Below are 22,761 nucleotides of genomic sequence, written 5' to 3' on the forward strand. Positions count from 1 at the left end.
CGGTTACTTCCCGCCCTGGTTGGCAACCGCGGCGGCCCCCGCGGCGGCCGCCTCCGGGTCGAGGTATTCGCTGGGCCCGACCGGGCGGAGGTTCTCGTCGAGTTCGTAGCGCAGCGGGATGCCGGTGGGGATGTTCAGGCCCGCGATATCGTCGTCGGAGATGCCGTCCAGGTGCTTGACCAGGGCGCGCAGTGAATTGCCGTGTGCGGCAACGAGAACGGTCCTGCCCGCGACCAGTTCCTTGGAGATGGTGGACTCCCAGTACGGGACCATGCGGGCGACGACGTCCTGCAGGCACTCCGTCTCCGGGACGGCGGTTCCGGCGTAGCGGGGGTCGCCGTCCTGGCTGTACTCGCTGCCCGGCTCGATCGGCGGCGGCGGGGTGTCGTAGCTGCGACGCCACAGCATGAACTGTTCGTCGCCGTACTGGTCGCGGATCTGCGCCTTGTTCTTGCCCTGCAGCGCGCCGTAGTGGCGCTCGTTGAGGCGCCAGTCGCGGACCACCGGGATCCAGTGGCGGTCGGCGGCGTCGAGGGCGAGGTTGGCGGTGCTGATCGCGCGGCGGAGCAGGGAGGTGAAGACGATGTCGGGCAGGATCCCGTGCTCGGCCAGCAGTTCGCCGGCGCGCTTGCCCTCGGCCATGCCCTTGTCGGTGAGGCGAACGTCCACCCAGCCGGTGAACAGGTTCAGGGCGTTCCATTCGCTTTCGCCGTGGCGCAGCAGCACGAGGGTGTACGTCATGCGGGCTATGCTAACCCGCGCCGCGGGGCGTCCGGCGGGGTGCGGGCCTGGTCACGGGTCCGGTGCTAGATCCAATTCGACCTCGTCGAAACGGACCAGGGCATTGTGCCGGCCGCCGCGCACGGGAATGTCGAGGTGCAACTCCTCGCGTCCGTGGTCGACTTCCCGGACCACACCGCAGATGCCCTGGAACGGGCCGCTGGGCACGAAAACCACATCGCCAGGCGTGAATTCGGCTGCCACTCGTCGACGATAGCGCTTCTACCAGGCGAAATCGGGTAGGCGCGCGGTGGCGGCACGGAACCGGCAGGTGTGCGCGGGACCACAGATGAGTTTTTCGCGGCGCGATCGTCCTATCTGGCATGAGCGCAACACCGCAGTCCGCCGTCAAGGGTCCGGCCTCGTACTTCCCGTCCATCGAGAAGAAGTACGGGCGTCCCGTCGAGGAGTGGCTGGAGCTGATTCTCGGGTCGGAGCTGACCGGGCACATGGAGTTGGTGGCCTGGCTGAAGAGCGCGTACGGGCTCGGGCACGGACATGCGAACGCGCTGGTGGCGCATGTTCGTTCGGCCTGAGCCCGCGCAGTCCGCGCAACGGAGGGGATCGCGCGGGGTGTGGAACGGCCTCGGCGCCAGGGCGCAATGCTCAGTCGTATTCGTCGGCGTGGCCCGCGGCCAATACGCCCGCTCCGGCCAGGGTGGCTCCGTTCGTGATGCGCGAGGGCACGACTCGTAGGTCGCGGGTGAAATCCAGGCGGGCGTGGGTGGTGATCGCGGCGCGCATCGGTTCCCAGAGGGGCTCGCCCGCCGCGGCGAAACCGCCGCCGATGACGGCGCGGTCGATGTCGAGCAGGGCGGCGGCCGATGAGATCGCTTGTCCCAGAGCCGTTCCCGCGCGTTCGAGGGCGGCCAGCGCGATCGGGTGCCCGGCGTGAGCGTCGCGTGCCAGTTCGGCTCCGGTGGCGCCGTTCCAGCCCTGCTCGCGAGCCCACCGCGCCGACGACATGCCGCTCGCCACCGCCTCCACGCATCCGACCCCACCGCACCCGCACGGCGCGGTCGACCCCGGTACCACGATGTGACCGACGTGCCCGGCATTGCCGGTGCGCCCTACCGCGACTCGGCCGTCCATCACGATCCCGCCGCCGATTCCGGAGGACACCGTCATCGCCAAGCCGTTGCGCACACCGCGCAGACCGCCGAGGTGGTGTTCGGCCAAGGCCAGGCAGGCACCGTCGATGGCGAGCCGGATGACGGCCGCGGGGAACAACTCCCGCACCTCGGCGACCAGCGGGAAGCCAGTTCGCCATTCCGGAATGTTCAGCGGCGCGACGATTCCCGCTCGAACGTTCACCGGGCCCGCCGAGCCGATGCCGATCGCGGTCACCCGCGTACCCCCGCCGACCTGCCGCAACAGCTCTCGGCACGCCTCCCACACGGATTCCGGCGGCACCTCGATGCGGCGCACGTCGCTCACCTGCCGCCCGGCGTGCACCACCCCGGCCGCGAATTTCGTCGCCCCGATGTCCAGAGCCAGCACTGTCACGCCGAGCCACCTCCTGCCGCACCACCCGGGCGGCGAACCGGGATCAGGAGTCTTCGGTATCCACGAGGTGTTCGAAGGCGCGGAGGTTCTTGAGCGATTCGCCGCGCGAGACTCGCCACTTCCATTCGCGCCGAATGGATTCCGCGAAACCGAGCTCCAGCAGGACGTTGAAGTCGGCGTCGACCGCCTCGAGGATCTGGCCGAAGATGCGGTCCAGTTCGTCGGCCGTGACGGTGTGGGTGGCGAAGCGCCCGACCAGGTAGATGTCACCGACGCGGTCGAGGGTGTAGGCGACGCCGTAGAGGCGGCGGTTGCGGCGCAGCAGGAATTTGTAGACGCCCTCGAAGTTCTCGTCCGGCTTGCGGCAGACGAAGCACTCCACCCGCACGCCGTGCTTGCCGACGGTCAGCATCACGGTGGTCTTCAGCTTGCGCTCGCCGGGCAGCACGACGATGAACACGTCCTCGCCCTCGCGGGTGTAGTCGACCTCGCGTTCGCGCAGGGTGTCGTCGATGAGCTGGGCGGTGTCTCGAATCGAGTCGTGCTCGGTCACCGGCGAACCACTCCCATCCGGCGCCGCCACAGCGCCCGCGACCTGGCCTGACTGCTCTCTGCCTGCAACGTACCCGCCAATCGCGAACGCATTCCCCGATATCCGGTGAGGGTTTGCGTGTAGCTGTCGAGCAGGCCCTCGGCCGTGTGCTCCCAGGAGAAATTGGCGGAGTGCCCGACTGCGGCGGCGCCCATCCGGCGCAGGCCGGCGGGGTCGTCGAGCAGCGAGCGCAACGCGGCCGCCCAGTCGTCGGTGCGGTGGCTCGGGACGAGCAGGCCCGAAACACCGTCGCGCACCGCGGTACCCAGGCCGCCCACGTGCGCGGCCACCACCGGGGTGCCACTGGCCTGGGCCTCGATGGCGACCAGGCCGAACGACTCGTTGTAGCTGGGCACGGCCACCAGATCCGCGGCGCGGTACACCTGCACCAGGCGGTCCGGCGGCTGCGGGGGCAGGAAGGTGACGCGATCGGCGATGCCGAGCGCGGCGGCCAGTTCGATCAGCGCGTCGGGGCGGTCCAGGCCGGTGCCGGACGGGCCGCCGACGATCAGGACCCGCAGGGCGCGGCCCGGCTGGCTGCGCAGGACCTGCGCGGCGGCGTGCACGAGGACGTCGGGGGCCTTCAACGGCTGGATGCGGCCGACGAAGGCCACGATCTGCTCGCGGGGATCCAGGCCGAGTTCGGCGCGTGCGGCTGCTCGGTCGCCGGGGTGATAGCGGGTCAGGTCGGCGCCCGGCAGCACCACATCGATCCGCTCCGGCTCGGCGCCGTACAGCTCGACCAGCTGGCGGGCCTCCTCGCCGGTGTTGGCGACCAGTCGGTCGGCCTCGGCGACGATCTGCTTCTCGCCGATCTCGCGCGCGGCCGGTTCGGGGGTGTCACCGGCGGCGAGGTGGGCGTTCTTGACGGCGGCCAGCGTGTGCGCGGTGTGGACCTGCGGCACGCGCCAGCGGTCCCGGGCCAGCCAGCCGACCTGGCCCGACAACCAGTAGTGCGAGTGGATCAGGTCGTAGTGGCCGGGCAGGTGGCGGGCCTCCTGCCGCAGCACCTCGGCGGCGAAGGGGCACAGCTGGGTGGGCAGGTCGTGCTTGTCCAAGCCTTCGAAGGGGCCCGCCACCACATTGCGGACGAGCACACCGGGGGCGGCCTCGACGACCGGTTCGTCGTTGGAGGAGGTGGCGCGCGTGAAGATCTCCACCTCGACGCCGCGGCGGGCCAGCTGGATCGCGGTTTGCAGCACGTAGACGTTCATGCCGCCCGCGTCCCCGGTGCCCGGCTGCGCCAGCGGCGAGGTGTGCACCGACAGCACGGCGATGCGATGCGGCCGTAGGTCCGTGCGTTGACTCACGACTCCAGTGTGCACGCCGAGTACCGGCCGCCGTCGCGACCTCCGCCACCAAGTGATTGCCGTCACAAGGCAATTCGCCGCCCGGGCGAGGCGTTGCCCGGCCACTGCCCGGCGATTTCCGGGCAAAGCGGACACGGCCCGCCCGCGTATGCGTTCGCTCACACCGACGGCACGTGCTGGTACGCGTGGCGGTTCGATGCCGCCGGTTCCGGCCCGGCCTGCCGAGCGGAACAACAGGCGACGCACGCGATGGGCAGGGCAGGTCGGGCCACCCGACATGTCACGAATTACGTTGTGCCCGAAGTACTTCGGATATGGACCGACAGCGGGAATGGTTCAGGACGCTCGGCTCAGGCCGTCGATGAACTCGGTGACCTCGGCGGTGAAGCGGTCGGGGTCCTCGATGAACAGGCCGTGCTGGGCGTCTTCCCAATACGAAGCGCGGGAGTCGGGGGCGGTGGTGGCGATGTAGCGGCCGTTGTCGATGGGGACCACGGGGTCGGCGGTGCCGTGCAGGACCAGGACGGGGATGTCGAGGGTGCGGAGGGTTTCGGTGTTGTCGGTGGTGCGGTAGAACAGCGCCTTGCGGACGCGGGGCGGGGTGGCCAGGCTGCCGCCGTAGAGGAGTTGGGCCTGTTCACCCTTGTCGCGGCTCGGCCCGGTGTTGGCGTTGCCGAATGCCGCGAAACCGCGCATGGATTTGCCGGGGCTCTCCTCGAACACGTCGGGGATGGCCTGCTGCATCGCCGGGCCGGGGGCGGCGCCGGGCACGTCTCGTCCGATTCCGGCCTGCGAGCCGCTGTAGATCGCACCCGCGACCGCGCTCGTGCCGTGGGCGGCCAGGTAGTCGGTGAGCACGATGCCGCCGTAGGACCAGCCGAGCAGCACCGCGCCGGACTCGACCGACTCCGCCGCCAGCACGGCGGCGATATCGGCCGCCCAGTTCTTCGGGTTGTCGTAGCCCGCCGCCGGGGCGTCGGAGTAGCCGTGGCCGCGCAGGTCGACGGCGATCACGCGGAACCGCTCGGCCAGCAACTCGGCGGCACGCCCCCAGCACCGCAGGTTCCCGGCCCAGCCGTGCAACAACACCAGTGGCCTGCCGTCGGCCGGACCGGTCACCCGATACACGATGCTGGTGCCGTCCGCGCTGACTACGTCCCGAATCGCCATGCCGCCAGGCTAGCGTCGCCGCGATATGGACCGGCGTCCACCACGAATCGTCGAGTGAATCGGCAGCACATATGCTCTGCACCATGAGCACCCGCACCGCTGTCGTCACCGGAGCCAGTTCCGGAATCGGGGAGGCCACCGCGCGTGAGCTGGCCGGACAGGGCTACCACGTGTATGTCGGGGCCCGCCGGGTGGAGCGGCTGCGGCGGCTGGCCGAGGAGATCGGTGGCACCGCGCTGCCGCTGGACGTCACCGACGAGGCGTCGGTGCGGGCGTTCACCGACGCGGTCGAGCGGGTGGACGTGCTGGTCAACAATGCCGGTGGCGCCAAGGGCCTGGCACCCGTGGCCGAGGCCGACCTGGACGACTGGCGCTGGATGTGGGAGACCAACGTGCTCGGCACGCTGCGGATCACCAAGGCGCTGCTGCCCAAGCTGATCGACTCCGGCGACGGGCTGATCGTCACCGTCACCTCGGTGGCCGCGTTCACCGCCTACGACAACGGTTCCGGCTACACCTCCGCCAAGCACGCGCAGGCCGTGCTGCACCGGACACTGCGCGGCGAGTTGCTGGGCAAGCCGGTGCGGTTGACCGAAATCGCCCCGGGCGCAGTCGAAACCGAGTTCTCACTGGTCCGATTCGGCGGCGACAGCGAGCGGGCCGCCAAGGTCTACGAGGGCATCGACCCGCTGGTCGCCCAGGACATCGCCGAGATCATCGGCTTCGTCGCCAACCGCCCGCCACACGTCAACCTGGACACCATCGTCGTCAAGCCCCGCGACCAGGCCGACGCGGGGCGGTTCGCCCGGGGCTGAAAAGCGCCCCGGGCAGGAGATGCTCTCGCCGGAGCGAGCCCCCGAACAGGAGATGCTCCCGCGGGAGCGAGCCCCCGGACAGGAGATGCTCTCGCCGGAGCGAGCCCCGGGCAGCAGACACACTCGCCGGAGCAGGCCCCGGGCAGCAAACGCACCCGCCAGCGCAAGTCCCTCGGCAGCAGACGCACCCGCCAGAGCGAGCCCCAGGCAGCAGACACACTCGCCGGAGCAAGCCCCTCGGCAGCAGAGACACTCGCGGCAGCGAGCCCCTCGGCAGGAGACGCACTCGCCGGAGCAAGGGAGGTGCTAGTTGCCGCTTCGGACCGGGCCCGGTGGGACCGGGGTTGCGGAGACCACTGCGGACGGCTCGCCGTGCAACGCGGACATGGTTTTCCAGGTGTCCCAGTCGATGGTCCAGTCGTAGAGGTCGCCGTCGGCGGCCGACAGCGCGATGGAGGTGCCGGTGACCTCGACGGGGTCGCCGTACATCGCGGTCGGGAAGTATGCCTGGGCGTCGGCGGTGCTCAGGTTGATGCAGCCGTTGGTGACGTTCGTATTGCCCTGCGCCCCGGCCGATTCCGGGTTGGCGTGGATGAATTCGCCGTTGTTGGAGATGCGTACGGCCCAGCGCTCGCGAACGTTGGTGTAGTACGGCGGGTTCGACATCATGAAGTCCTCGTACTTCTCGGTCACCACGTGGATACCCGAGCGGGTCACGTTGCGCGCCTCGTTGCCCTCGCCGTAACTGCACGGGAAGTCGAAGACCGTCTGCCCGTCGCGGATCACCTGCACGCGGTGGCTGGGCGCGTAGCCCTTCACGATCTGACTGCGGCCGATCTTGAAATCCGAGCTGAGATCGCCGTAACCGTAAGCGCCCTCACCCAATTCGAGTCCGTAGAGCTTGCCGGTGAACTTCACGTCGGTACCGGGCGTCCAGTACTCGCGCGGCCGCCAGTGCGCGCGGGAGCCGCCGTTGTCGTCCGGCAGCCAGGCCCAGCCGCCCTCGGTCTCCGGGGTGGTGGTGACGGTGAGCGCCTTCTCCACCGCGGCCTTGTTCGAGACGTGGCTCTTGAACTGGAGGATGATCGGCGCCGCGATGCCGACCTCCTGGCCGTCGCCGATGTTGATGGTGGCGGGCACGGTCTGGTTGGGGGCGAGGGTGGTGAATTTCCCCTCGATCGGGACGGGCTTGCCGTCGGTGCCGACGGCGGTGCCGGACCAGGTGTAGGTCGCGTCGTAGCCGAGCGGCTCGGTGACCTTGAAGCTGCTGCCGTCGGGGGCCAGGGTGCCCGCGACCTGTTTGCCCGCGGCGTTGCTCAGCGCGATCCGATCGATGCGGCCCGACGACACCGAGACCGAGACCGGCGCCACCGGATTGACGTCGGTGCTGTCGGCGCCGGGCTCCAAGGTGACCTTGGCGACCGGGGCCTTCTCCTTCGGCGCCGCGTTGTCGCCGCCGCCGTTCGAACACCCGGCGACCAGCGCGGCGCCCGCCAGCTGAGCCATTCCGATCAGCACGGCGCGACGGCTGGATACTCCTCGACTGCTCACTTCCTCGAATCTACCGCGAAGACCGGACAGTGCCGCGCGTGTCGCCCGGCAACCCCTAGAGGGTGATCCCCACGGTCACCGGTTCTGGCTCGAGCCGGATGCCGAACCGGTCCTCGACGCCGTCGCGGACCGTGCGGGCCAACGCGATCAGGTCGGCGGCCGTCGCGGCACCTCGGTTCGTCAGTGCCAGTGTGTGTTTGGTGGACAGCCGCGCCGGTGCGCCGGGGCCCGGGAAGCCCTTCGCGAAACCGGCCCGCTCGATCAGCCAGCCCGCGGAGAACTTGACGCCGTCGACGGCCGGATAGGTGGGGATTGTCACATCACCCAGAAGCCTTGTGATCGCTGCCCGTACCCGTTCCACCCGATCGTGCGGCACCACCGGATTGGTGAAGAACGAACCCGCACTCCAGGTGTCGTGATCGGCGGCGTCGAGCACCATGCCCTTGCCGCCGCGCAGCCGCAGCACCGCCGCGCGCACCTGCGCCGCCGGGCGGGTCTCGCCCTCGTCGGCACCCAGGGCCTGCGCCAGCTCCCGATAGCGCAGCGGCGCGCTGGCTCCGGTGGGATCGAGCGCGTACTCCACCTCGAGCACCACGGCCCGGTCGCTGTGCTTGAGATTCGAGGTGCGGTAGCCGAAGCCCAGTTCGTCCGGCGTGACCCAGCGGATCGCGCCGGTCGCGCGATCCAGCAGCCGCACCCGGCGCAGTAGCTGCTCGACCTCGACGCCGTAGGCGCCCACGTTCTGCACCGGCGTCGCGCCCGCCGCCCCGGGAATACCCGACAGGCACTCCAGACCGCCGAACCCGGCCGCGACCGTCGCCGCCACCACGGCATCCCAGTTCGCACCCGCCGCGGCGAGGACGCGGTCCGCGCCGATCTCGACGCTGTCGGTCGCGACCCGCACGACGATGCCGGGGAAGCCTTCGTCGGAGATCAGCAGATTGGAGCCGCCGGCGAGCAGCAGCAGCGGAACTCCGGCGTCGTCGAGGGTACGAACGGTCGCGACGAGCGCCTCGGTATCGGAGCAGTCGGCCACCGTCGCCGCGCCGCCGACACGCAGGGTGGTCAGCTCCGCCAGCGAAACCGATTCGCGCACCCGCGCACCGGTCGCGGACAGCAGATCCCGCGCTTTGTGGATCGGCACCACTCTCGATGTACGCACAGCGAAAGACGGTAGCGTGTTCGACCATGGCGACACCCCTGGCGTATACGGCTCAGTACGCACACCCGGCCGACGCGATCCGTGCCGCGTTCGCAGACGAACAGTATTGGAAGGACCGGATCGAGGAGGTCGGCGGGCCCAACGCGCGGCTGGATTCGTTCCAGGCCTCGGTCGATCAGGAACAGCTGCACGTCGAGATGGTGCAGTCCATTCCGGCGTCGGAGTTGCCCAGCGCCATCACCTCGGTCCGCCCCGGTGACCTGATCATTCCGCGCACCGAGAGCTATTCCGGTTACGCCGGTACCTTCACCGCGCAGGTACAGGACGCGCCCGCGCAGGTGCGCGGCACCGTGACCCTCAGTGCGGTCGGCGAGGTGTCGCAGGCGGTCATCCAGGGGTCGGTCGAGGTCGGTATCCCGTTGTTCGGCAAGAAGATCGAGGCCGTGGTCGCCGAGAAGTTGCTGGAGCTGCTCGCCGCGGAGACCGACTTCACCAATACCTGGATCGCGAATCGCTGAATCGCGCACAGTACCCTGGCATCCCATGGCCCGCCGACTGGACTATTCCGCCCGCTACCCGCTGCACACCACCAAAGAGGTGTACGCGGCGCTGTCCGACCGCGCCTACTGGGACGCCCGGATGGAGGAGATGCGCAAGTACTCCCCCAACGACGTGACCGAACTGTCCGCCGGGGACAGCGGCATCGAGGTCGAGATTCAGCACATCCTGCCGCGCGACATGCTGCCCGAGATCGCGCAGACGGTGATGCGCAAGGACATGACGATCACCCGCCGCGAGACCTACGGGCCGTTCGGGCCCGAGGTCACCGGTGAATACGTGGCCTCGATTCCGGCCGGGCCGGGCAGCCTGAACGGCACCATGCACCTGTTCCCCACCGAGACCGGATGCACGCTGCGCACCTCCTCCACGGCCAAGGTGTTCATCCCGATGCTCGGCCCCAAGCTCGAGCAGATGATGCTGATCAACCTCGTGGACCTGTTGCGCGCCGAGGCCGAGTTCACGGCGCAGTGGCTGGACGAGCAGCACCCCACCGCGGGGTGAGTTCCGGCCCGGCGGCCCGCGCGCATTCGGAGAACTCGCGGACGCCGCCGGATCGGCACGGTGCGAAAGCAGCCCGGCAACCGATCGGCGCGATCACCCGCGGCACGACCGGGATCAACCGATTGCGGCGCAGCGATCGCTGGCTGATGCACGACGAGTTGGTTGCGGGCCGATTGCGGGATGCCGAAGACCCGCTGGTCGTGGATCTGGGGTACGGAGCGAGCCCGGTGACCACGATCGAGCTGGCGGCGCGGCTGCGACGAGTGCGCGCCGATGTGCGGGTGGTCGGGCTGGAGATCGATCCGGCGCGGGTGGTGCCCGGCCGGGACGGTGTGGTGTTCGCGCGGGGCGGCTTCGAGCTGGCGGGCCTGCGGCCGGTGCTGGTGCGCGCGTTCAACGTGCTGCGGCAGTACCCGGAGGAGGCGGTCGCCGAGGCGTGGCGGACGGTGCTGAGCGGTCTCGCGCCGGAGGGGCTGCTGATGGACGGCACCTGTGACGAGCTGGGGCGACGCTGCGCCTGGGTGCTGCTGGATCGCACCGGTCCGATCTCGCTGACTCTGGCCTGGGACCCGTTCACCGTCGAGCGTCCCTCCGATGTGGCCGAACGACTGCCGAAGGCGTTGATACATCGCAACATTCCCGGCGAACGAGTACACACCCTGCTCACCGCCGCCGACCACGCCTGGGCCCGCGCCGCGCCGCTCGCCCCCTACGGCCCGCGCCTACGCTGGCGCGAGGCTGCGAAAACCCTACGCGCGGAAGGCTTCCCTATCCGCCGCTACCGCCGCCGCATGCGCGACTGCGTACTCTCGGTCCCCTGGGAGACCGTGGCGCCCGAGGACAGTTGATCGGCGCGCCGAAGCAGCGATACCCCGGAAGCGTGCCGGACCGACGAGAGGGCTGCCGCCGCAACCTGTTCGGTCAAGCCCGTGACAACGCGTGCTGGATGCGGATGGCGGTGTGGGATGGTAATCGCTCTGCGGCGGAAGAGATTTCGGCGCTCGCGCAGCGGTGGATGGCGACCGCGTCGGCTACCACCTCATCCAGCGCGGCTTGGCCGATGCCCGTTTCGGCGAGGTCCAGGACCGTACGAACCGGAGTGGTGACCAGAAAGGTGCCCGCCGACTCGACGTCGCGGCCACACAGGGCCCGGCGCAGCACCACCAGGCGCGGTGCGCTCGGGGCTCGCCCGGCGCCGGCCGACAGGTGCAGGAAGCGCGGGCGTAATCGGCCGAGGCCGTGTAGTTCGGCCGCGCTGTGGTGGGAGACCGCGGCCGTGCCCTCGAACCACGCCGACCACATCGCGTACTCGTCGAGCGGGCCGTCGGGCCACTCCGCCAGTCGCAGCAGGCCGACACCGGCCCGGACCACCGAGCCGTCGCCGAGACCCGAACGCACCCGCTCCTGGCACCGCGTACGCGCGACGAGACGGGTGGTGAAGTAACCGGCGTGCCGGGCGGCCGACTCCCGCAACACCTGCCACTCAGCTGAACCGGACATGTGACCCAGATTACGCGCGGATGCTGTGCGTCATGTCACAATCGCGGACGGCCCTTGTGCAAAGCCTTCAACCGCCCACAGAGCAGGCTCAGAAAGCTCGGGAAGAATCATGGCATGAGTTCGAACCCTCCAGAGACCGCGACCGTCCCCGGTGCGCCGTCCGGCGGCCGGACCGGCGCCCGGAACCTGCGGCGGATCATCCTGATCGTCGGACTCGTCGTCGTGCTCGCCGTGGTCGGGACCGCGGCCGCGGCCGAGACGTACTACCGCCACCGGACCGAGAAGTGCATCGCCACCCAGGTCGAGCGCGATCTCGGCTCCAAGGTGGCGGTGAGCTTCGGCCCGAAACCGTTGCTGCTCACCGCCTTCGACCATCGCATCCAGTACGTCGACATCAACAGCGACGACGCGAAGTTCGGCCCGGCCTCGGATATGAAGGTGCACGCCCGGCTCAACGACATCACGCTGATCGACAAGGGCCGCGGCGGCGCCGACATCGGCAGCAGCAGCGCCGAGGCCACTTGGAGCAACGCGGGTATCGCGCAGACGCTGCAGGGCCTGGTCTCGGGTGTGCAGTCGGATCCGGCGAGCGGGACGCTGGACGTGAAGGTGCTCGGCGGGATCGCCGACATGCGGTTGAAGCCGCAGATCGTCGGTGACCGCATCGAGGTGACCACGGAGTCCGCCCAGCTGTTCGGGTTCGGGCTGCCCACCGATCTGGTCGACGGCATCGTCGATCTGATGACCGAGAGCCTGCAGGCCTATCCGCTGGACATGCAGCCGACCGCCGTGCGGGTCACCGACGACGGCATCTCGGTCTCGCTGACCGGCGGCACCACCAAGCTGCAGCCCGCGCCGGACAGCGACCGGAACGTCAGCTGCTGACCTACTCCGGGAAGCCCGCGAGCACCTCGCGCGAGCGCGACAAACCCAGCCGGGTGGCGCCGGCCTCGATCAACTCGGCGGCCGCCGTCGCGGTGCGGATGCCGCCGCTGGCCTTGATGCCCAACCGGCCGCCGACGGTGTCGGCCATCAGCCGGACGGCGTGCACGCTCGCGCCGCCCTGCGGGTGGAAGCCGGTGGAGGTCTTCACGAAATCGGCCCCCGCGCGCTCGGCCACCCGGCACACCTCGACGATCGCCTCGTCGGGCAGCGCGGCCGACTCGATGATCACCTTGAGCACCGCCCGGTCGCCCAGTCCTTCACGCACGGTGACGATGTCGGCCAGCACCGCGTTGTAGTCGCCGGACACCGCGGCGCCGACATCGATGACCATGTCGACCTCGGCCGCGCCCTGGTCCGCCGCCAGCCGCGCCTCGGTGCCCTTGATGAGCGAATGGTGCTTGCCGGACGGAAATCCCGCGACGGTCGCGACCACCAGGCCGGGCGCGCGGACCGGCAGCGTGGCCGGGGACAGGCACACCGCGTACACCCCCAGCTCGCGGGCCTCGGCCACCGTGGCGGCGACATCGGCCGCGGTGGCCTCCGGCGCCAGCAGGGTGTGGTCGATCATCGCGGCCACCTCGGCGCGAGTGAGCTTGCGGGTACCTGATTCCGGAGCGGTATCGGCCATGGGGACTGAGTCTGGCACACGCCCGTGGCACACTCGTAAGGGTCGGGCCGTCGAGCCCGGAACCATCTCGCAGGTGCTCGGGAGGGAGAAGCCACCGTGCTGATCCGTCGTGAACGGGCCGGCGACATCCTCGCGATCGACGCGGTGCACCGCCGCGCCTTCGCCCGCGACTACCCCGACGACCTCCCCGGCGAGACGCCGCGCGCGGCCGCCGACCCGGCCGAGGTGGCGCTCGTGCACCGGCTGCGCAGCGACTCCGGCTGGATTCCGACGCTGTCGATGGTGGCGGAGGTTCGCGACCGAGTGGTCGGGCACGTCTGCCTCACCCGCGCCGGGGTGGGTCCGTATCCCGTCCTGGCGCTCGGGCCGATCGGCGTGCTGCCCGACCACCAGGGCGAGGGCGTCGGCGCCGCGCTCATGCACGCCGCGCTCGGCGCCGCCGACGCCCTCGACGAGCCGCTGATCGGCCTGCTCGGCAGCCTCGACTACTACCCCCGCTTCGGTTTCCTCCCCGGCGCCCGCGTCGGTATCGTCCCCGACGAGCCCACCTGGACCGCCCACTTCCAGATCCGCCCCCTGACCGCCTACGAATCGGCCATGACCGGCGAATTCCGCTACGCCGAGCCGTTCTACAGGCTGTAGCGCGCTCGTTCGGCGGTCGGTTGCGGGTCGCGGCGGGTTGGCTGGGAGTATCGGGGTATGAGTTCCGCTGCCGACGACCGCCGTTACGTGCTGATGCTGGGCTGTCCGGACCGGCCGGGCATCATCGCCCGGATCACCTCGTTCATCGCCGAGTTCGGGGGGTCGATCATGGAGGCCGGTTATCACTCGGATACCGCGTCGGGGTGGTTCTTCACGCGGCAGGCCGTCAAGGCGGCGACGGTGCCGTTCGAGCTGGCGGAGTTGCGCGACCGTTTCGCGGCGGTGGCGGCGGAGCTGGGTCCAGAAACCGATTGGCAGCTATTGGATTCCGGGGCGCGGCGGCGCGCGGTGCTGCTGGTCAGCCGGGACGGGCACTGCCTGCACGACCTGCTGGGCCGCGCCACCGGCGGCGAACTGCCCGCCACCATCGAGGCGGTGATCGGCAACCACCCGGACCTGGCTGAGATGACCCGGGCGCACGGCGTGCCGTTCCATCACGTGCCCTTCCCGAAGGACCCGGCCGAGCGTGGCCCGGCCTTCGAACAGGTTCGCGAACTGGTGGACGCGCACGATCCGGATGCCGTGGTGCTGGCGCGGTTCATGCAGGTGCTCCCGGCGGAGCTGTGCGAGCACTGGGCGGGCCGGGCAATCAACATCCACCACAGTTTCCTGCCCTCGTTCGTCGGCGCCCGCCCCTACCACCAGGCCTACGCGCGCGGCGTGAAACTCATCGGCGCGACCTGCCACTACGTGACCGCCGAACTGGACGCGGGGCCGATCATCGAGCAGGACGTGATCCGCATCGACCACGCCGACACCGCCCACGACATGGTCCGCCAGGGCCGCGATATCGAACGGGTGGTTCTCGCCCGGGGCCTGCGCTGGCACCTGGAGGGCCGAGTCCTCGTGCACGGCCGTCGCACCGTCGTGTTCGACTGACGCGCGGCCGATCAGCTGGCGACCGCGCCCCGCCCGCGTTGCCCGAGCCGCACCACCCGGTGCAGTTCGGCGTTGAACTCCTGCGGCGCTTCGATATTCGGCAGGTGTCCCGTCGGCAGCACGGTGTAGCGGTCCAGGTGGCCGGTCTCGGCGAGCACGTCGGCGATCCGCTGGGACATGCGCTTGGGCAGCAGCCGGTCGTACTCACCGGCGATCACGCTGGTGGGCACGGTGATGTTGGCGGCGGCCTCGGGCAGATCGAGATCCGCCAGCGCGAGCGCGAATCGGCCGCGGACCTGTGGTCGGCAGGAGCGCACGATCGAGAGCCCGAACTCGGCCTGCTCGGCCGTCGCGGCACGATTCAGGATGCGCGCCTTGAAGATCGACCGCACGGCGAAACCGCTCGGCAACGGCACGGGGGTGCCGAACAGTGCCCGGCCCAGCCAGATCGGCGCGGGGACAAGATCATTGAAGAACGGCAGCACCTGGGTCTCCGAGGCGATGGAGCCGAAGGTGGTGGTGGCCAGCAGCACCGCGGACGCGCGCTCGATGACCTGCTCCGGATAGTGCTGCGCCCACGCCTGAATCGTGATGCCGCCCATGCTGTGACCGACCAGCACCGCTCGCTGACCCGGCCGCAGTACCGCGTCGAGGACGTCGGACAGGTCGTCGGCCAGCTGTTCGGCGCCGAATTCGCGCTTGCCGACCTCGCTGGCGCCGTGGCCGCGCAGGTCGAACGCCACCACGCGATACCGGTCGGCGAAAGCGTTGATCTGTGGGTTCCAGTATTCGATGCAGCACGACCAGCCGTGGATCAGCACGATCACATCGCCGTCGGCGGGGCCGTAGGCCTGCACCCGCAGACTGATGCCGTCGCGGGTGGTGACGGGGATGACCTCGGGTGAGGGGGCGGCGTTGAGAGCCGCGGTGGCGTAGGTGCGGCCACGCAACCGGGCGCGGTAGGCGGCGGTCAGCGCGTCGGTCCCGCTCAGCAGGCCGGTCACCGTTTCGGGCAGCTTCACCAGCATGAGCACTCCTTTGTGTCCTCGCGCACACTACCGCGCTAGCAGCAGTGCTTGCTAGTGCAAGCAGTCAGGTCGTAGCCGTTCCGCATGCATCCCGTCCTCATCGAATACCCATCGACCGCAACGCCATTCGTGAAACGGCCGCGTGGATGAAGCGTTGTTACCTACAACACATATCGGCCCGGGTACATGCCCCGATAGCACAGCACCGCGTAACGAATTGCGCACGATCGGCTCACCGCGGACGGCAGTCGCCTGTGCGCGGCAACGGAACCGGTGGGTCAGGCGCTGGCCTCTCGCGCGGCGTAGGTCGAGGTGAGCACCCGCTCGAGCTCCTCGTTGAACTCGCGATAGGCCTCGACATTGCCCAGATGCCCTGTCGGCAGCACGGCCAGACGCTCGAAGCTGCCTGCGCCACGGAGCATTTCGACGATGCGCTGGGAGTGCACCAGCGGTGTCATATCGTCGAACTTGCCCGCCACGACGGTGGTCGGCACGGTGAGATTCGCCGCGCAGGCGCCGAGCGCCAGGTCGGCCAGCAGCCGCCCGAACCGCGCCCGCACGCTCGCCGGGCACGACCGCACGATGGACAACCCGAACTCGGCGATGTCGCCGGTGGACCCCAGGCTCATGATCTGCCGCCGGAAGATCCACTTCACCGGCGCGATGGGCGGGAACACGATCGGACTGCCCAGCCCGTGGCGGCCGAGGGCGACGGGCAGGGCCATCAACCCGCGGTTGTAGAGCGGCACCACGGTGGTCTCGGCGATCAGGTCGCCGGAGGCGGTGTTGGTCAGCACCACCGCCGCCGCGTGCCGCGCGACCTGCTCCGGATAGCGTCCGGCCCAGGCCTGGATGGTCATGCCGCCGAGACTGTGGCCGACCAGTACCGCGCGGCGGCCGGGCCGCAGCGTCGCGGCGAGCACGGTGGCCAGGTCCTCGGCCAGCAGATCGGTGGTCAGCGGGCTGTCGCCCAGTTCGCTCTCGCCGTGCCCGCGCTGGTCGTAGGCGATCACGCGGTAGTCGCCGGCGAAGGCGTTGATCTGCGGGTTCCAGTATTCGATGCAGCACGTCCAGCCGTGCACCAGCACGATGACGTCGCCGTCGGCGGGACCGTAGGCGTGCACCCGCAGCCGGGTGCCGTCCGCGGTGGTCACCGGCACGACCTCGACCGGCGCGGCCGGCGGGTTCAGCGCGGCGGTCCCGTAGACCCGGGTGCGCAGGTTGGCGCGATGCGCCCGCAGCAGAGCCCGGACCCGGTCCGCGATCTCCGCCATCGGCGTAGGCAGCGTTGCCCGCATTGGAACACTCCTTTGTGTGTTACTGATAGCCACAGTAACCCGAAGGAGTGGGTGCTTGCTAGTGCAAGCGGGGAAAGGCGGCCGCTACCAGCGCGGACCGCGCTGCACCTCGTCGACCTTCGGCCGCACGTCGGCCAGGTAGACGCCGGTGGCGACCACGGCGATGATGCCGAGCAGGCCGACCGGGGTCCGAGCCAACAGCAGGAACGCCAGCGCGGCGACCAGGATGCCGACCCAGATCGGCTTGGTCAGCTTGTCGACGGCGGTGAACGCGTCCGGGCGCTGCCGGACCGCGTGGACCAGCGCAAAGATGGTCGCGCCCAGCGCAGCGAGCCACAACACCAACAGGATTGCACCAGTCACGGAGTACACAGCTCCCATGATAGGGCCAACGCCCCCACAGACCAGGGGTCTGCGGGGGCGTCTCAGCGACCAGGGTCCGCGGGAGCGTCTCGAGCGACCGGAGGGCCCGCCGGACGTCTCGGGCGACCAGAAGCCCGCGGGACGTCTCGGGCGACCAGAAGCCCGCGGGACGTCTCGAGCGACCAGAAGCCCGCGGGACGTCTCGAGCGACCAGAGGCCGCAGGACGTCCAGAAGCCCGCGGGACGTCTCGAGCGACCGGAGGCCGCGGGACGTCTCGAGCGACCAGAAGCCCGCGGGACGTCTCGAGCGTCCGGAGGCCGCGCCCTACTTCTTGGCGGTGGTGGTCTTCTTGGCGGGCGCCTTCTTGGCCGGAGCCTTCTTGGCGGGCGCCTTCTTCGCCGCCTCGGTGGTCGGCGTGGGCTCGGTGGTCACCTGCACGACCTCGGCGTCGACCACGGGCTCGGCGGCCACGGGCTCGGCGGCGACCTTCTGCCCCAGCAGGCCGCGGGCCTGCTCGCTCACCTTGCCGAAGACGTCCTCGGCGCGGGTGGCGAGGTCGGTGTAGAGGCCCTCGACGCGGCCGAACTGCTCGTCGAAGCCGGTGTTCTCCGAACGCAGGCGGCCGACCGTCTCCTCACCGCGCTCGGCGAGATCGGCGTACAGGTCCAGCAGCTGGTGGTAGTACTGGTCGGCCAGGCGGCGCAGCTCCTCGGGAGTGAAGCGCTCGCGCAGCTCGGCGATGTCGTCGGGCAGCTCCGAGGGCAGTGCGGCGACCCGCTGGCGCAGCGCGTCGAGCTGCTCCTGGGCATCGGCCGGCAGGTTCGACAGGCGCTCGCGCGCCTCCTCGACCCGGCCGCTGACATCGGCGGTGGCGGCGCGCTCACGGACCTTCTCGACCAGGTCGTTCACGGCGGCGTACAACGCGTCGCCGGCACCGACCGTCGCGTAGAGCGGTCGCACGGTGGCTGTGGTGGCGTGGGATTCGGTCATGATGTCTCGTTCTCCTGGCGTGGCGGAACTTCGATAGTGCTGCCATCGGTGGCGTGATGCGGAACCTCGTTGTCCCCTCCGACGTCGTTCCCCGCGTTTTCCCGGCGGAACGATTCGTAGATGTCCAGCAGCACCTGCTTCTGCCGTTCGGTGATCACCGTGTCGGCCAGCAGGGCGTCCCGGACCGGGCTCGACGGCCTCTGTTCGAGGTAGCCGGCCCGCACGTACAAGACCTCCGAGGAGACCCGCAGACCCTTCGCGATCTGCGCGAGCACCTCGGCGGACGGGTTGCGCAATCCGCGCTCGATCTGACTGAGATACGGATTGCTCACCCCCGCCAGTTGTGCGAGCTGACGCAGCGAGACCTGCGCGGCCTCTCGCTGCGACCGGATGAAGCCTCCGATGTCGTGTGCCGCGTTGACGACGCGGCCCACCCGTTCTCCGGCCGCAGACGTCTCTGCGGATTCCCCGGTGTTCTGGTCGGAAACCTCGGGCTCCTGTGCCATCACTCACCTTCCGGCGGTTGTACGGTCGATTCTAAAACAGGGTGCTAACTCTTGCAAGCACTCTTGCTAGCACCGGCACGCCGGCTATGCCGACCAGCCCGGGAACAACGCGTGGGAAATGGCGTAGATCGCCAGGCCCGCCAGCGATCCGACGACCGTTCCGTTGATCCGGATGAATTGCAGATCGCGCCCGGCCTGCAATTCGATCTTGCGACTCGCCTCGTCGGCGTCCCACCGGGCAACCGTATCGCTGATCAGCGTCGCGATCTCGGCGCCGTAGTTGGAAACCAGGTATCGCACACCACGTTCCACCCAGGAGTCCACCCTTTCCCGCAGCGGCGGCTCGTCCACCAGCCGCTGCCCCAATTGCTGCACGTTCTCGGTGATCTTGCGGCGCAGCGTGCTGTGCGGGTCGTCGGCGGATTCCAAGATCATCCGTTTGGCCGCCCGCCAGGTGGCGCGGGCCATTCCGGTGATCTCCTCGCGGCCCATGATCTCCGCCTTCACCCGCTCGGCCTTGGCGATCATGGCCTCGTCGTACTGCAGATCGTTCGCGAACTCCTCGAGGAACCGATTCGCCGCCGATCGCACCTCGTGCTCCGGGTCCGAGCGAATCTTCCAGGTGAATTCCACCAATTCGCGATAAATTCTCTCCGACAACAGCACATTGACGAATTTCGGCGCCCACGACGGCGCGTCGCGCATCACGATCCGGTCCAGGGTCTCCTGGCTGCCCAACGCCCACTGGTGCGCGCGCTCGGCGAGCAGATCCAGTAGCGGCGCCTGCCGGTTGTCGGCCAGCAATTCCGAGAGCACGCGCCCGATCGGTGGACCCCACTGCGGTTCGGCGATGCGTTTGACGATGGTGTTGTCGATGATCTGCTCGACGTCCTCGTCCCGCAGCGCGCCGATGATCGCGCGCAGAATCGTCGACGACTCCTCCGACACGCGGGCGGCGTGATCGGCGTCGGCCATCCAGCGTCCCAGTCGCAGCGAGAACTGAGCCGAATTCACCTTCTCCGCCACCGTGTCCGGCGACAGGAAATTGGTCCGCACGAAATCGCCCAGGCTGGTGCCGAGCTGATCCTTCTTCTTGCGGATGATCGCGGTGTGCGGAATCGGCAGGCCGAGCGGATGCCGGAACAGCGCCGTCACCGCGAACCAGTCGGCCAGCGCGCCGACCATGCCCGCCTCCGACGCCGCGCGCACATAGCCGACCCACGACCCGCCACCGCCGCGCGAGCCGAGCCAGCAACAGAACAGATAGACCAGCGTGGCGGCGACCAGGAAGCCGGTCGCCACGATCTTCATCCGGCGCAGATCGCGCTTCTTGCCGGACTCGTCCATCAGATCCGCGAACGACGACGGCCCGCGGGCACCGGCTGTGTTGTTTCCCACGTTGTTCCCCACTCCGGCAGCGGGTTCGACGGCCGTGTCCGACTCCGCGCCGACGATGGACGCACTGCTGGCAGATCGCTCCATATTTCCCATTCTGGTCGCAGCGCCGCACCTGCCCGGTGAGACCCGCCCACCCCTACCCGCCGCGCCACCGCGACCGGGGGTCCGCACCGAAGACCGGACGTGTGCGTTGGCGAGGATTTAAGCTGGAGTCGCCCAGTACCGCCCACCAAGGAGTACATCCTGTCCACCGAAGAACTCGTCGAGGTCGGCAAGCGCGCCACCGGAACGACCGCGGCACGTAAAGGGGCGGCTCCCGCACGCGCGGGCCGGGTGGACGGGCGCAAGAAGCGCTGGCATCAACACAAGATCGACCGTCGCGAGGAACTGGTCGACGGCACGCTGGCCGCGATCCGCAAACGCGGCGGCGAGGTCGGCATGGACGAGATCGCCGCCGAGATCGGCGTCTCGAAAACCGTCCTCTACCGGTACTTCTCGGATAAGAGCGACCTGACCCGCGCGACCATGGAGCGATTCATCGAGACCACCCTGATGCCGCGTATCTACGAGGCCATCAGCGACGATCTCGACGAGTACGAGCTGGTGCGCAACACCCTCGCCGCCTACGTGCACACCGTCGACGCCGATACCGACGTGTACCGGTTCATCATGGGCAACGGCTCCACCACCGACAAGTCCACGCTCGCCGACTTCGAGAAGCTGTTCGCCGACGTGGTGGCCGCGGTGCTGCTGGACAAGGCGTTCGACCGCGGCATCGAGACCGAGGGCGTCCAGCTCTACGCGTACGTGCTGGTCGGCGGCGTCCAGCTGGCGACCGACTGGTGGATCACCAACCGCACCATGAGCGCCGACATGATGCTCGACCACATGACGATGATGGCCTGGAGCGCCATCGAGGGCATGGTGCGCGCGAGCGGTTCCCCGGCGAAGTTCAACGCCGCCCCGCACCACCTCCCGGAGCCCGGCGAAGCCGCGGAATAGCCGGGCCGCCCACGTCCCCGGCCCCGGTCGCCGACGGCTGGGCCGGACCGTGCCGCGTTGGCTAGTCTGATGATCGGCAGGGGACGGGACGGTCGCGTCCGCCGTGCGTCGGCACCAACGGAGGTTCAATGGCGAAAGAGCTGCCGACGTCCAGATTCGCCCGGGGGACGAAACTGGGCGTGGCCGTGGCCGGCAACGTCATTCGCGCGCAGCGCACCCGCCGATCCATGCGCGGCCGCTCGGAGGCGGTGCGGGCGCGGATGGCCGAGGAGTCGATGCTGCGCGCGACCGAGCAGATGGTGATGGTGCTGGGCACCATGAAGGGCGTCGCCATGAAGCTCGGTCAGATGCTGTCCGTGCTGGATCTGGACCTGGTGCCGCCCGAGCATCGCGAACGCTTCCAGAAGCGGCTGGCCGTGCTGCGCGACAGCGCGCCCAACGTGTCCTTCGACACCATGCGCGCGGTGATCGAGGAGGACTACGGCCGCCCGCTGGCGGAGACCTTCGCCGAGTTCGAGCCGGAGCCGATCGCGGCCGCCTCGATCGGCCAGGTGTACCGGGCCCGGCTGCACGACGGCCGCCGGGTCGCGGTGAAGGTGCAGTACCCCGGCATCGACGTGGCGGTGCGCGCGGATCTGAAGAATCTGGCGATGTTCCGGCGCGTGCTGCAGTCGGCGATGCCGTGGGTGACGCCCGCGGTGCTCGACGAGCTGCGGCTGAATCTGGAGAGCGAACTCGACTACGTCGCCGAGGCGAATACCCAACGCCAGATCGCCGACCTGTACGCCGACCATCCGTTCATCGTGGTCCCGGCCACCATGCCGGAGCTGTCGAGCACCCGCGTGCTGGTGAGCGAGTACTTCCCCGGGCGCGGCTTCGAGGAGATCCGCGGGCTGCCCGCGGCCGAGCGAAACCGGGTGGGCGAGATCATCTATCGGTTCTACGTGGGCTCACTGTTCACCTTCAACGAGTTCTGCGGCGACCCGCACCCGGGCAATCTGCTGCTGGGCGAGGACGGCCGGGTGGCGTTCCTGGACTTCGGCCTGTTCAACCGGATGGACCCCAAGCACGTGCAGGCCGAGATCGCCGGGATCCGCGCCGCGGCCGAGGACCGCGCGGAAGACCTGTGGCAGATCATGATCGACCGCGGCGTCATCGACGCGCCCGAGGAGGTCACGCCGGAGGAATGCCTGGAATACGTGCTCGCCGCGTGCGAGTGGGCGGTGCTGGACGAGGAGCTGACCATCACCCCCGAACTGGCCAGCGGCGCGTTCGTGCTGGCCGTGGACCCGCGAGCGGGTGAGTACGCCGGGATGAAGCAGCAGAACCTGCCGCCGGAGCACCTGTTCTCCCGCCGCGCGGACTTCCTCACCTTCGGCGTGCTGGGCCAGTTGGAGGCGACCGCCAACTGGCACCGCATCGCCCGCGAATGGCTCTACGGCGATCCGCCGGTCACCGAACTGGGCAAGCTGCACCACGCCTGGCTCGCGCAGCGACCCGATCTCGTCACCCGGACCACCGCACCAGAGCGCAAGCAGACCACCGGGAAACGACGCAAAAAAGCGTGAACAGA

Annotated in this window: 26 protein-coding genes; 10 read left to right on the forward strand and 16 right to left on the reverse strand. The window is 69.5% G+C overall.

Annotated features, from left to right (window positions below):
* Window positions 1–3: 3 nt before the first annotated feature.
* Window positions 4–741 (reverse strand): phosphoglyceromutase, encoded by a 738-nt coding sequence (locus NWFMUON74_RS32450; RefSeq protein ID WP_187685508.1) that lies wholly within the window; start codon window positions 739–741, stop codon window positions 4–6.
* Between the two features lie 51 nt (window positions 742–792).
* The gene (locus NWFMUON74_RS32455) at window positions 793–984 is read right to left on the reverse strand and encodes a KOW domain-containing RNA-binding protein (protein ID WP_187685509.1); all 192 of its coding nucleotides are present in this window, start codon (window positions 982–984) and stop codon (window positions 793–795) included.
* Window positions 985–1,103: 119 nt separating this feature from the next.
* Between NWFMUON74_RS32455 and NWFMUON74_RS32460 the strand changes: the two genes are divergently transcribed.
* Window positions 1,104–1,316 carry a DUF4287 domain-containing protein gene (locus NWFMUON74_RS32460; RefSeq protein ID WP_187685510.1) on the forward strand — a complete coding sequence of 71 codons (213 nt, stop codon included), beginning with the start codon at window positions 1,104–1,106 and terminating at the stop codon, window positions 1,314–1,316.
* A 70-nt stretch (window positions 1,317–1,386) separates the two neighbouring features.
* Here the strand turns inward: NWFMUON74_RS32460 and NWFMUON74_RS32465 are convergent, their stop codons facing one another.
* The 4 genes from NWFMUON74_RS32465 to NWFMUON74_RS32480 form a co-directional block, all read right to left on the reverse strand.
* Window positions 1,387–2,286 carry an ROK family protein gene (locus tag NWFMUON74_RS32465; protein WP_187685511.1) on the reverse strand — a complete coding sequence of 300 codons (900 nt, stop codon included), beginning with the start codon at window positions 2,284–2,286 and terminating at the stop codon, window positions 1,387–1,389.
* 43 nt (window positions 2,287–2,329) lie between these two features.
* Window positions 2,330–2,821, reverse strand: a complete 492-nt coding sequence (locus tag NWFMUON74_RS32470) for a type III secretion system chaperone family protein (protein ID WP_187689557.1) — start codon at window positions 2,819–2,821, stop codon at window positions 2,330–2,332.
* A 14-nt stretch (window positions 2,822–2,835) separates the two neighbouring features.
* Complete coding sequence (gene mshA, locus NWFMUON74_RS32475) at window positions 2,836–4,188, reverse strand: D-inositol-3-phosphate glycosyltransferase (RefSeq protein ID WP_187685512.1); 1,353 nt, start codon at window positions 4,186–4,188, stop codon at window positions 2,836–2,838.
* 336 nt (window positions 4,189–4,524) lie between these two features.
* The gene (locus NWFMUON74_RS32480; protein WP_187685513.1) at window positions 4,525–5,358 is read right to left on the reverse strand and encodes an alpha/beta fold hydrolase; all 834 of its coding nucleotides are present in this window, start codon (window positions 5,356–5,358) and stop codon (window positions 4,525–4,527) included.
* A gap of 83 nt (window positions 5,359–5,441) precedes the next feature.
* Between NWFMUON74_RS32480 and NWFMUON74_RS32485 the strand changes: the two genes are divergently transcribed.
* Window positions 5,442–6,173, forward strand: a complete 732-nt coding sequence (locus NWFMUON74_RS32485) for an SDR family NAD(P)-dependent oxidoreductase (protein WP_187685514.1) — start codon at window positions 5,442–5,444, stop codon at window positions 6,171–6,173.
* Between the two features lie 306 nt (window positions 6,174–6,479).
* Here NWFMUON74_RS32485 and NWFMUON74_RS32490 read toward each other — a convergent pair whose 3' ends face one another.
* Both NWFMUON74_RS32490 and NWFMUON74_RS32495 read right to left on the reverse strand, forming a co-directional pair.
* A complete protein-coding gene (locus NWFMUON74_RS32490) occupies window positions 6,480–7,679 on the reverse strand; it encodes a L,D-transpeptidase (RefSeq protein WP_187689558.1) in 1,200 nt (399 codons plus the stop codon).
* A gap of 100 nt (window positions 7,680–7,779) precedes the next feature.
* Window positions 7,780–8,844 (reverse strand): UDP-N-acetylmuramate dehydrogenase, encoded by a 1,065-nt coding sequence (locus NWFMUON74_RS32495; RefSeq protein WP_425300416.1) that lies wholly within the window; start codon window positions 8,842–8,844, stop codon window positions 7,780–7,782.
* A 68-nt stretch (window positions 8,845–8,912) separates the two neighbouring features.
* On the opposite strand from NWFMUON74_RS32495, the gene NWFMUON74_RS32500 reads away from it, so the two are divergent.
* From NWFMUON74_RS32500 to NWFMUON74_RS32510, 3 genes are all read left to right on the forward strand, one after another.
* Window positions 8,913–9,404 (forward strand): DUF2505 domain-containing protein, encoded by a 492-nt coding sequence (locus NWFMUON74_RS32500; RefSeq protein WP_187685515.1) that lies wholly within the window; start codon window positions 8,913–8,915, stop codon window positions 9,402–9,404.
* 25 nt (window positions 9,405–9,429) lie between these two features.
* The gene (locus tag NWFMUON74_RS32505; RefSeq protein ID WP_187685516.1) at window positions 9,430–9,948 is read left to right on the forward strand and encodes a DUF2505 domain-containing protein; all 519 of its coding nucleotides are present in this window, start codon (window positions 9,430–9,432) and stop codon (window positions 9,946–9,948) included.
* Window positions 9,949–10,061: 113 nt separating this feature from the next.
* Complete coding sequence (locus tag NWFMUON74_RS32510) at window positions 10,062–10,796, forward strand: class I SAM-dependent methyltransferase (protein WP_232111257.1); 735 nt, start codon at window positions 10,062–10,064, stop codon at window positions 10,794–10,796.
* A 73-nt stretch (window positions 10,797–10,869) separates the two neighbouring features.
* On the opposite strand, the gene NWFMUON74_RS32515 is transcribed toward NWFMUON74_RS32510, so the two are convergent.
* Complete coding sequence (locus tag NWFMUON74_RS32515) at window positions 10,870–11,448, reverse strand: hypothetical protein (protein WP_187685517.1); 579 nt, start codon at window positions 11,446–11,448, stop codon at window positions 10,870–10,872.
* 114 nt (window positions 11,449–11,562) lie between these two features.
* On the opposite strand from NWFMUON74_RS32515, the gene NWFMUON74_RS32520 reads away from it, so the two are divergent.
* The gene (locus tag NWFMUON74_RS32520; RefSeq protein ID WP_187685518.1) at window positions 11,563–12,333 is read left to right on the forward strand and encodes an LmeA family phospholipid-binding protein; all 771 of its coding nucleotides are present in this window, start codon (window positions 11,563–11,565) and stop codon (window positions 12,331–12,333) included.
* Window position 12,334: 1 nt separating this feature from the next.
* Here the strand turns inward: NWFMUON74_RS32520 and deoC are convergent, their stop codons facing one another.
* Window positions 12,335–13,021: a deoxyribose-phosphate aldolase gene (gene deoC, locus NWFMUON74_RS32525; protein ID WP_187685519.1), complete on the reverse strand. Its 687-nt coding sequence runs from the start codon at window positions 13,019–13,021 to the stop codon at window positions 12,335–12,337.
* Between the two features lie 96 nt (window positions 13,022–13,117).
* Between deoC and NWFMUON74_RS32530 the strand changes: the two genes are divergently transcribed.
* Window positions 13,118–13,663 (forward strand): GNAT family N-acetyltransferase, encoded by a 546-nt coding sequence (locus NWFMUON74_RS32530; protein ID WP_187685520.1) that lies wholly within the window; start codon window positions 13,118–13,120, stop codon window positions 13,661–13,663.
* Between the two features lie 57 nt (window positions 13,664–13,720).
* Window positions 13,721–14,602: a formyltetrahydrofolate deformylase gene (gene purU / locus NWFMUON74_RS32535; RefSeq protein ID WP_187685521.1), complete on the forward strand. Its 882-nt coding sequence runs from the start codon at window positions 13,721–13,723 to the stop codon at window positions 14,600–14,602.
* A gap of 11 nt (window positions 14,603–14,613) precedes the next feature.
* Here the strand turns inward: purU and NWFMUON74_RS32540 are convergent, their stop codons facing one another.
* From NWFMUON74_RS32540 to NWFMUON74_RS32565, 6 genes are all read right to left on the reverse strand, one after another.
* Window positions 14,614–15,630: an alpha/beta fold hydrolase gene (locus NWFMUON74_RS32540; protein ID WP_187685522.1), complete on the reverse strand. Its 1,017-nt coding sequence runs from the start codon at window positions 15,628–15,630 to the stop codon at window positions 14,614–14,616.
* A gap of 278 nt (window positions 15,631–15,908) precedes the next feature.
* Window positions 15,909–16,928, reverse strand: coding sequence for an alpha/beta fold hydrolase (locus NWFMUON74_RS32545; RefSeq protein WP_187685523.1), 1,020 nt, complete (start codon window positions 16,926–16,928; stop codon window positions 15,909–15,911).
* A gap of 84 nt (window positions 16,929–17,012) precedes the next feature.
* On the reverse strand, window positions 17,013–17,309 hold the full coding sequence (locus NWFMUON74_RS32550) for a DUF2516 family protein (protein ID WP_187685524.1): 297 nt from the start codon (window positions 17,307–17,309) through the stop codon (window positions 17,013–17,015).
* A gap of 307 nt (window positions 17,310–17,616) precedes the next feature.
* Complete coding sequence (locus NWFMUON74_RS32555; protein ID WP_187685525.1) at window positions 17,617–18,282, reverse strand: heparin-binding hemagglutinin; 666 nt, start codon at window positions 18,280–18,282, stop codon at window positions 17,617–17,619.
* Window positions 18,279–18,788, reverse strand: a complete 510-nt coding sequence (locus NWFMUON74_RS32560) for a helix-turn-helix domain-containing protein (RefSeq protein WP_187685526.1) — start codon at window positions 18,786–18,788, stop codon at window positions 18,279–18,281. Before NWFMUON74_RS32560 ends, NWFMUON74_RS32555 begins: the two co-directional genes overlap by 4 nt.
* A gap of 84 nt (window positions 18,789–18,872) precedes the next feature.
* Window positions 18,873–20,135: a DUF445 domain-containing protein gene (locus NWFMUON74_RS32565; protein ID WP_232111258.1), complete on the reverse strand. Its 1,263-nt coding sequence runs from the start codon at window positions 20,133–20,135 to the stop codon at window positions 18,873–18,875.
* Between the two features lie 384 nt (window positions 20,136–20,519).
* Between NWFMUON74_RS32565 and NWFMUON74_RS32570 the strand changes: the two genes are divergently transcribed.
* Together NWFMUON74_RS32570 and NWFMUON74_RS32575 are read left to right on the forward strand one after the other, a co-directional pair.
* Complete coding sequence (locus NWFMUON74_RS32570) at window positions 20,520–21,188, forward strand: TetR/AcrR family transcriptional regulator (RefSeq protein WP_187689561.1); 669 nt, start codon at window positions 20,520–20,522, stop codon at window positions 21,186–21,188.
* A gap of 128 nt (window positions 21,189–21,316) precedes the next feature.
* Window positions 21,317–22,756 (forward strand): ABC1 kinase family protein, encoded by a 1,440-nt coding sequence (locus NWFMUON74_RS32575; protein WP_187685528.1) that lies wholly within the window; start codon window positions 21,317–21,319, stop codon window positions 22,754–22,756.
* Window positions 22,757–22,761: the final 5 nt, after the last annotated feature.

Origin of the sequence: Nocardia wallacei, assembly GCF_014466955.1 — a bacterium.
GTDB classification, from domain to species: Bacteria; Actinomycetota; Actinomycetes; order Mycobacteriales; family Mycobacteriaceae; genus Nocardia; species Nocardia wallacei.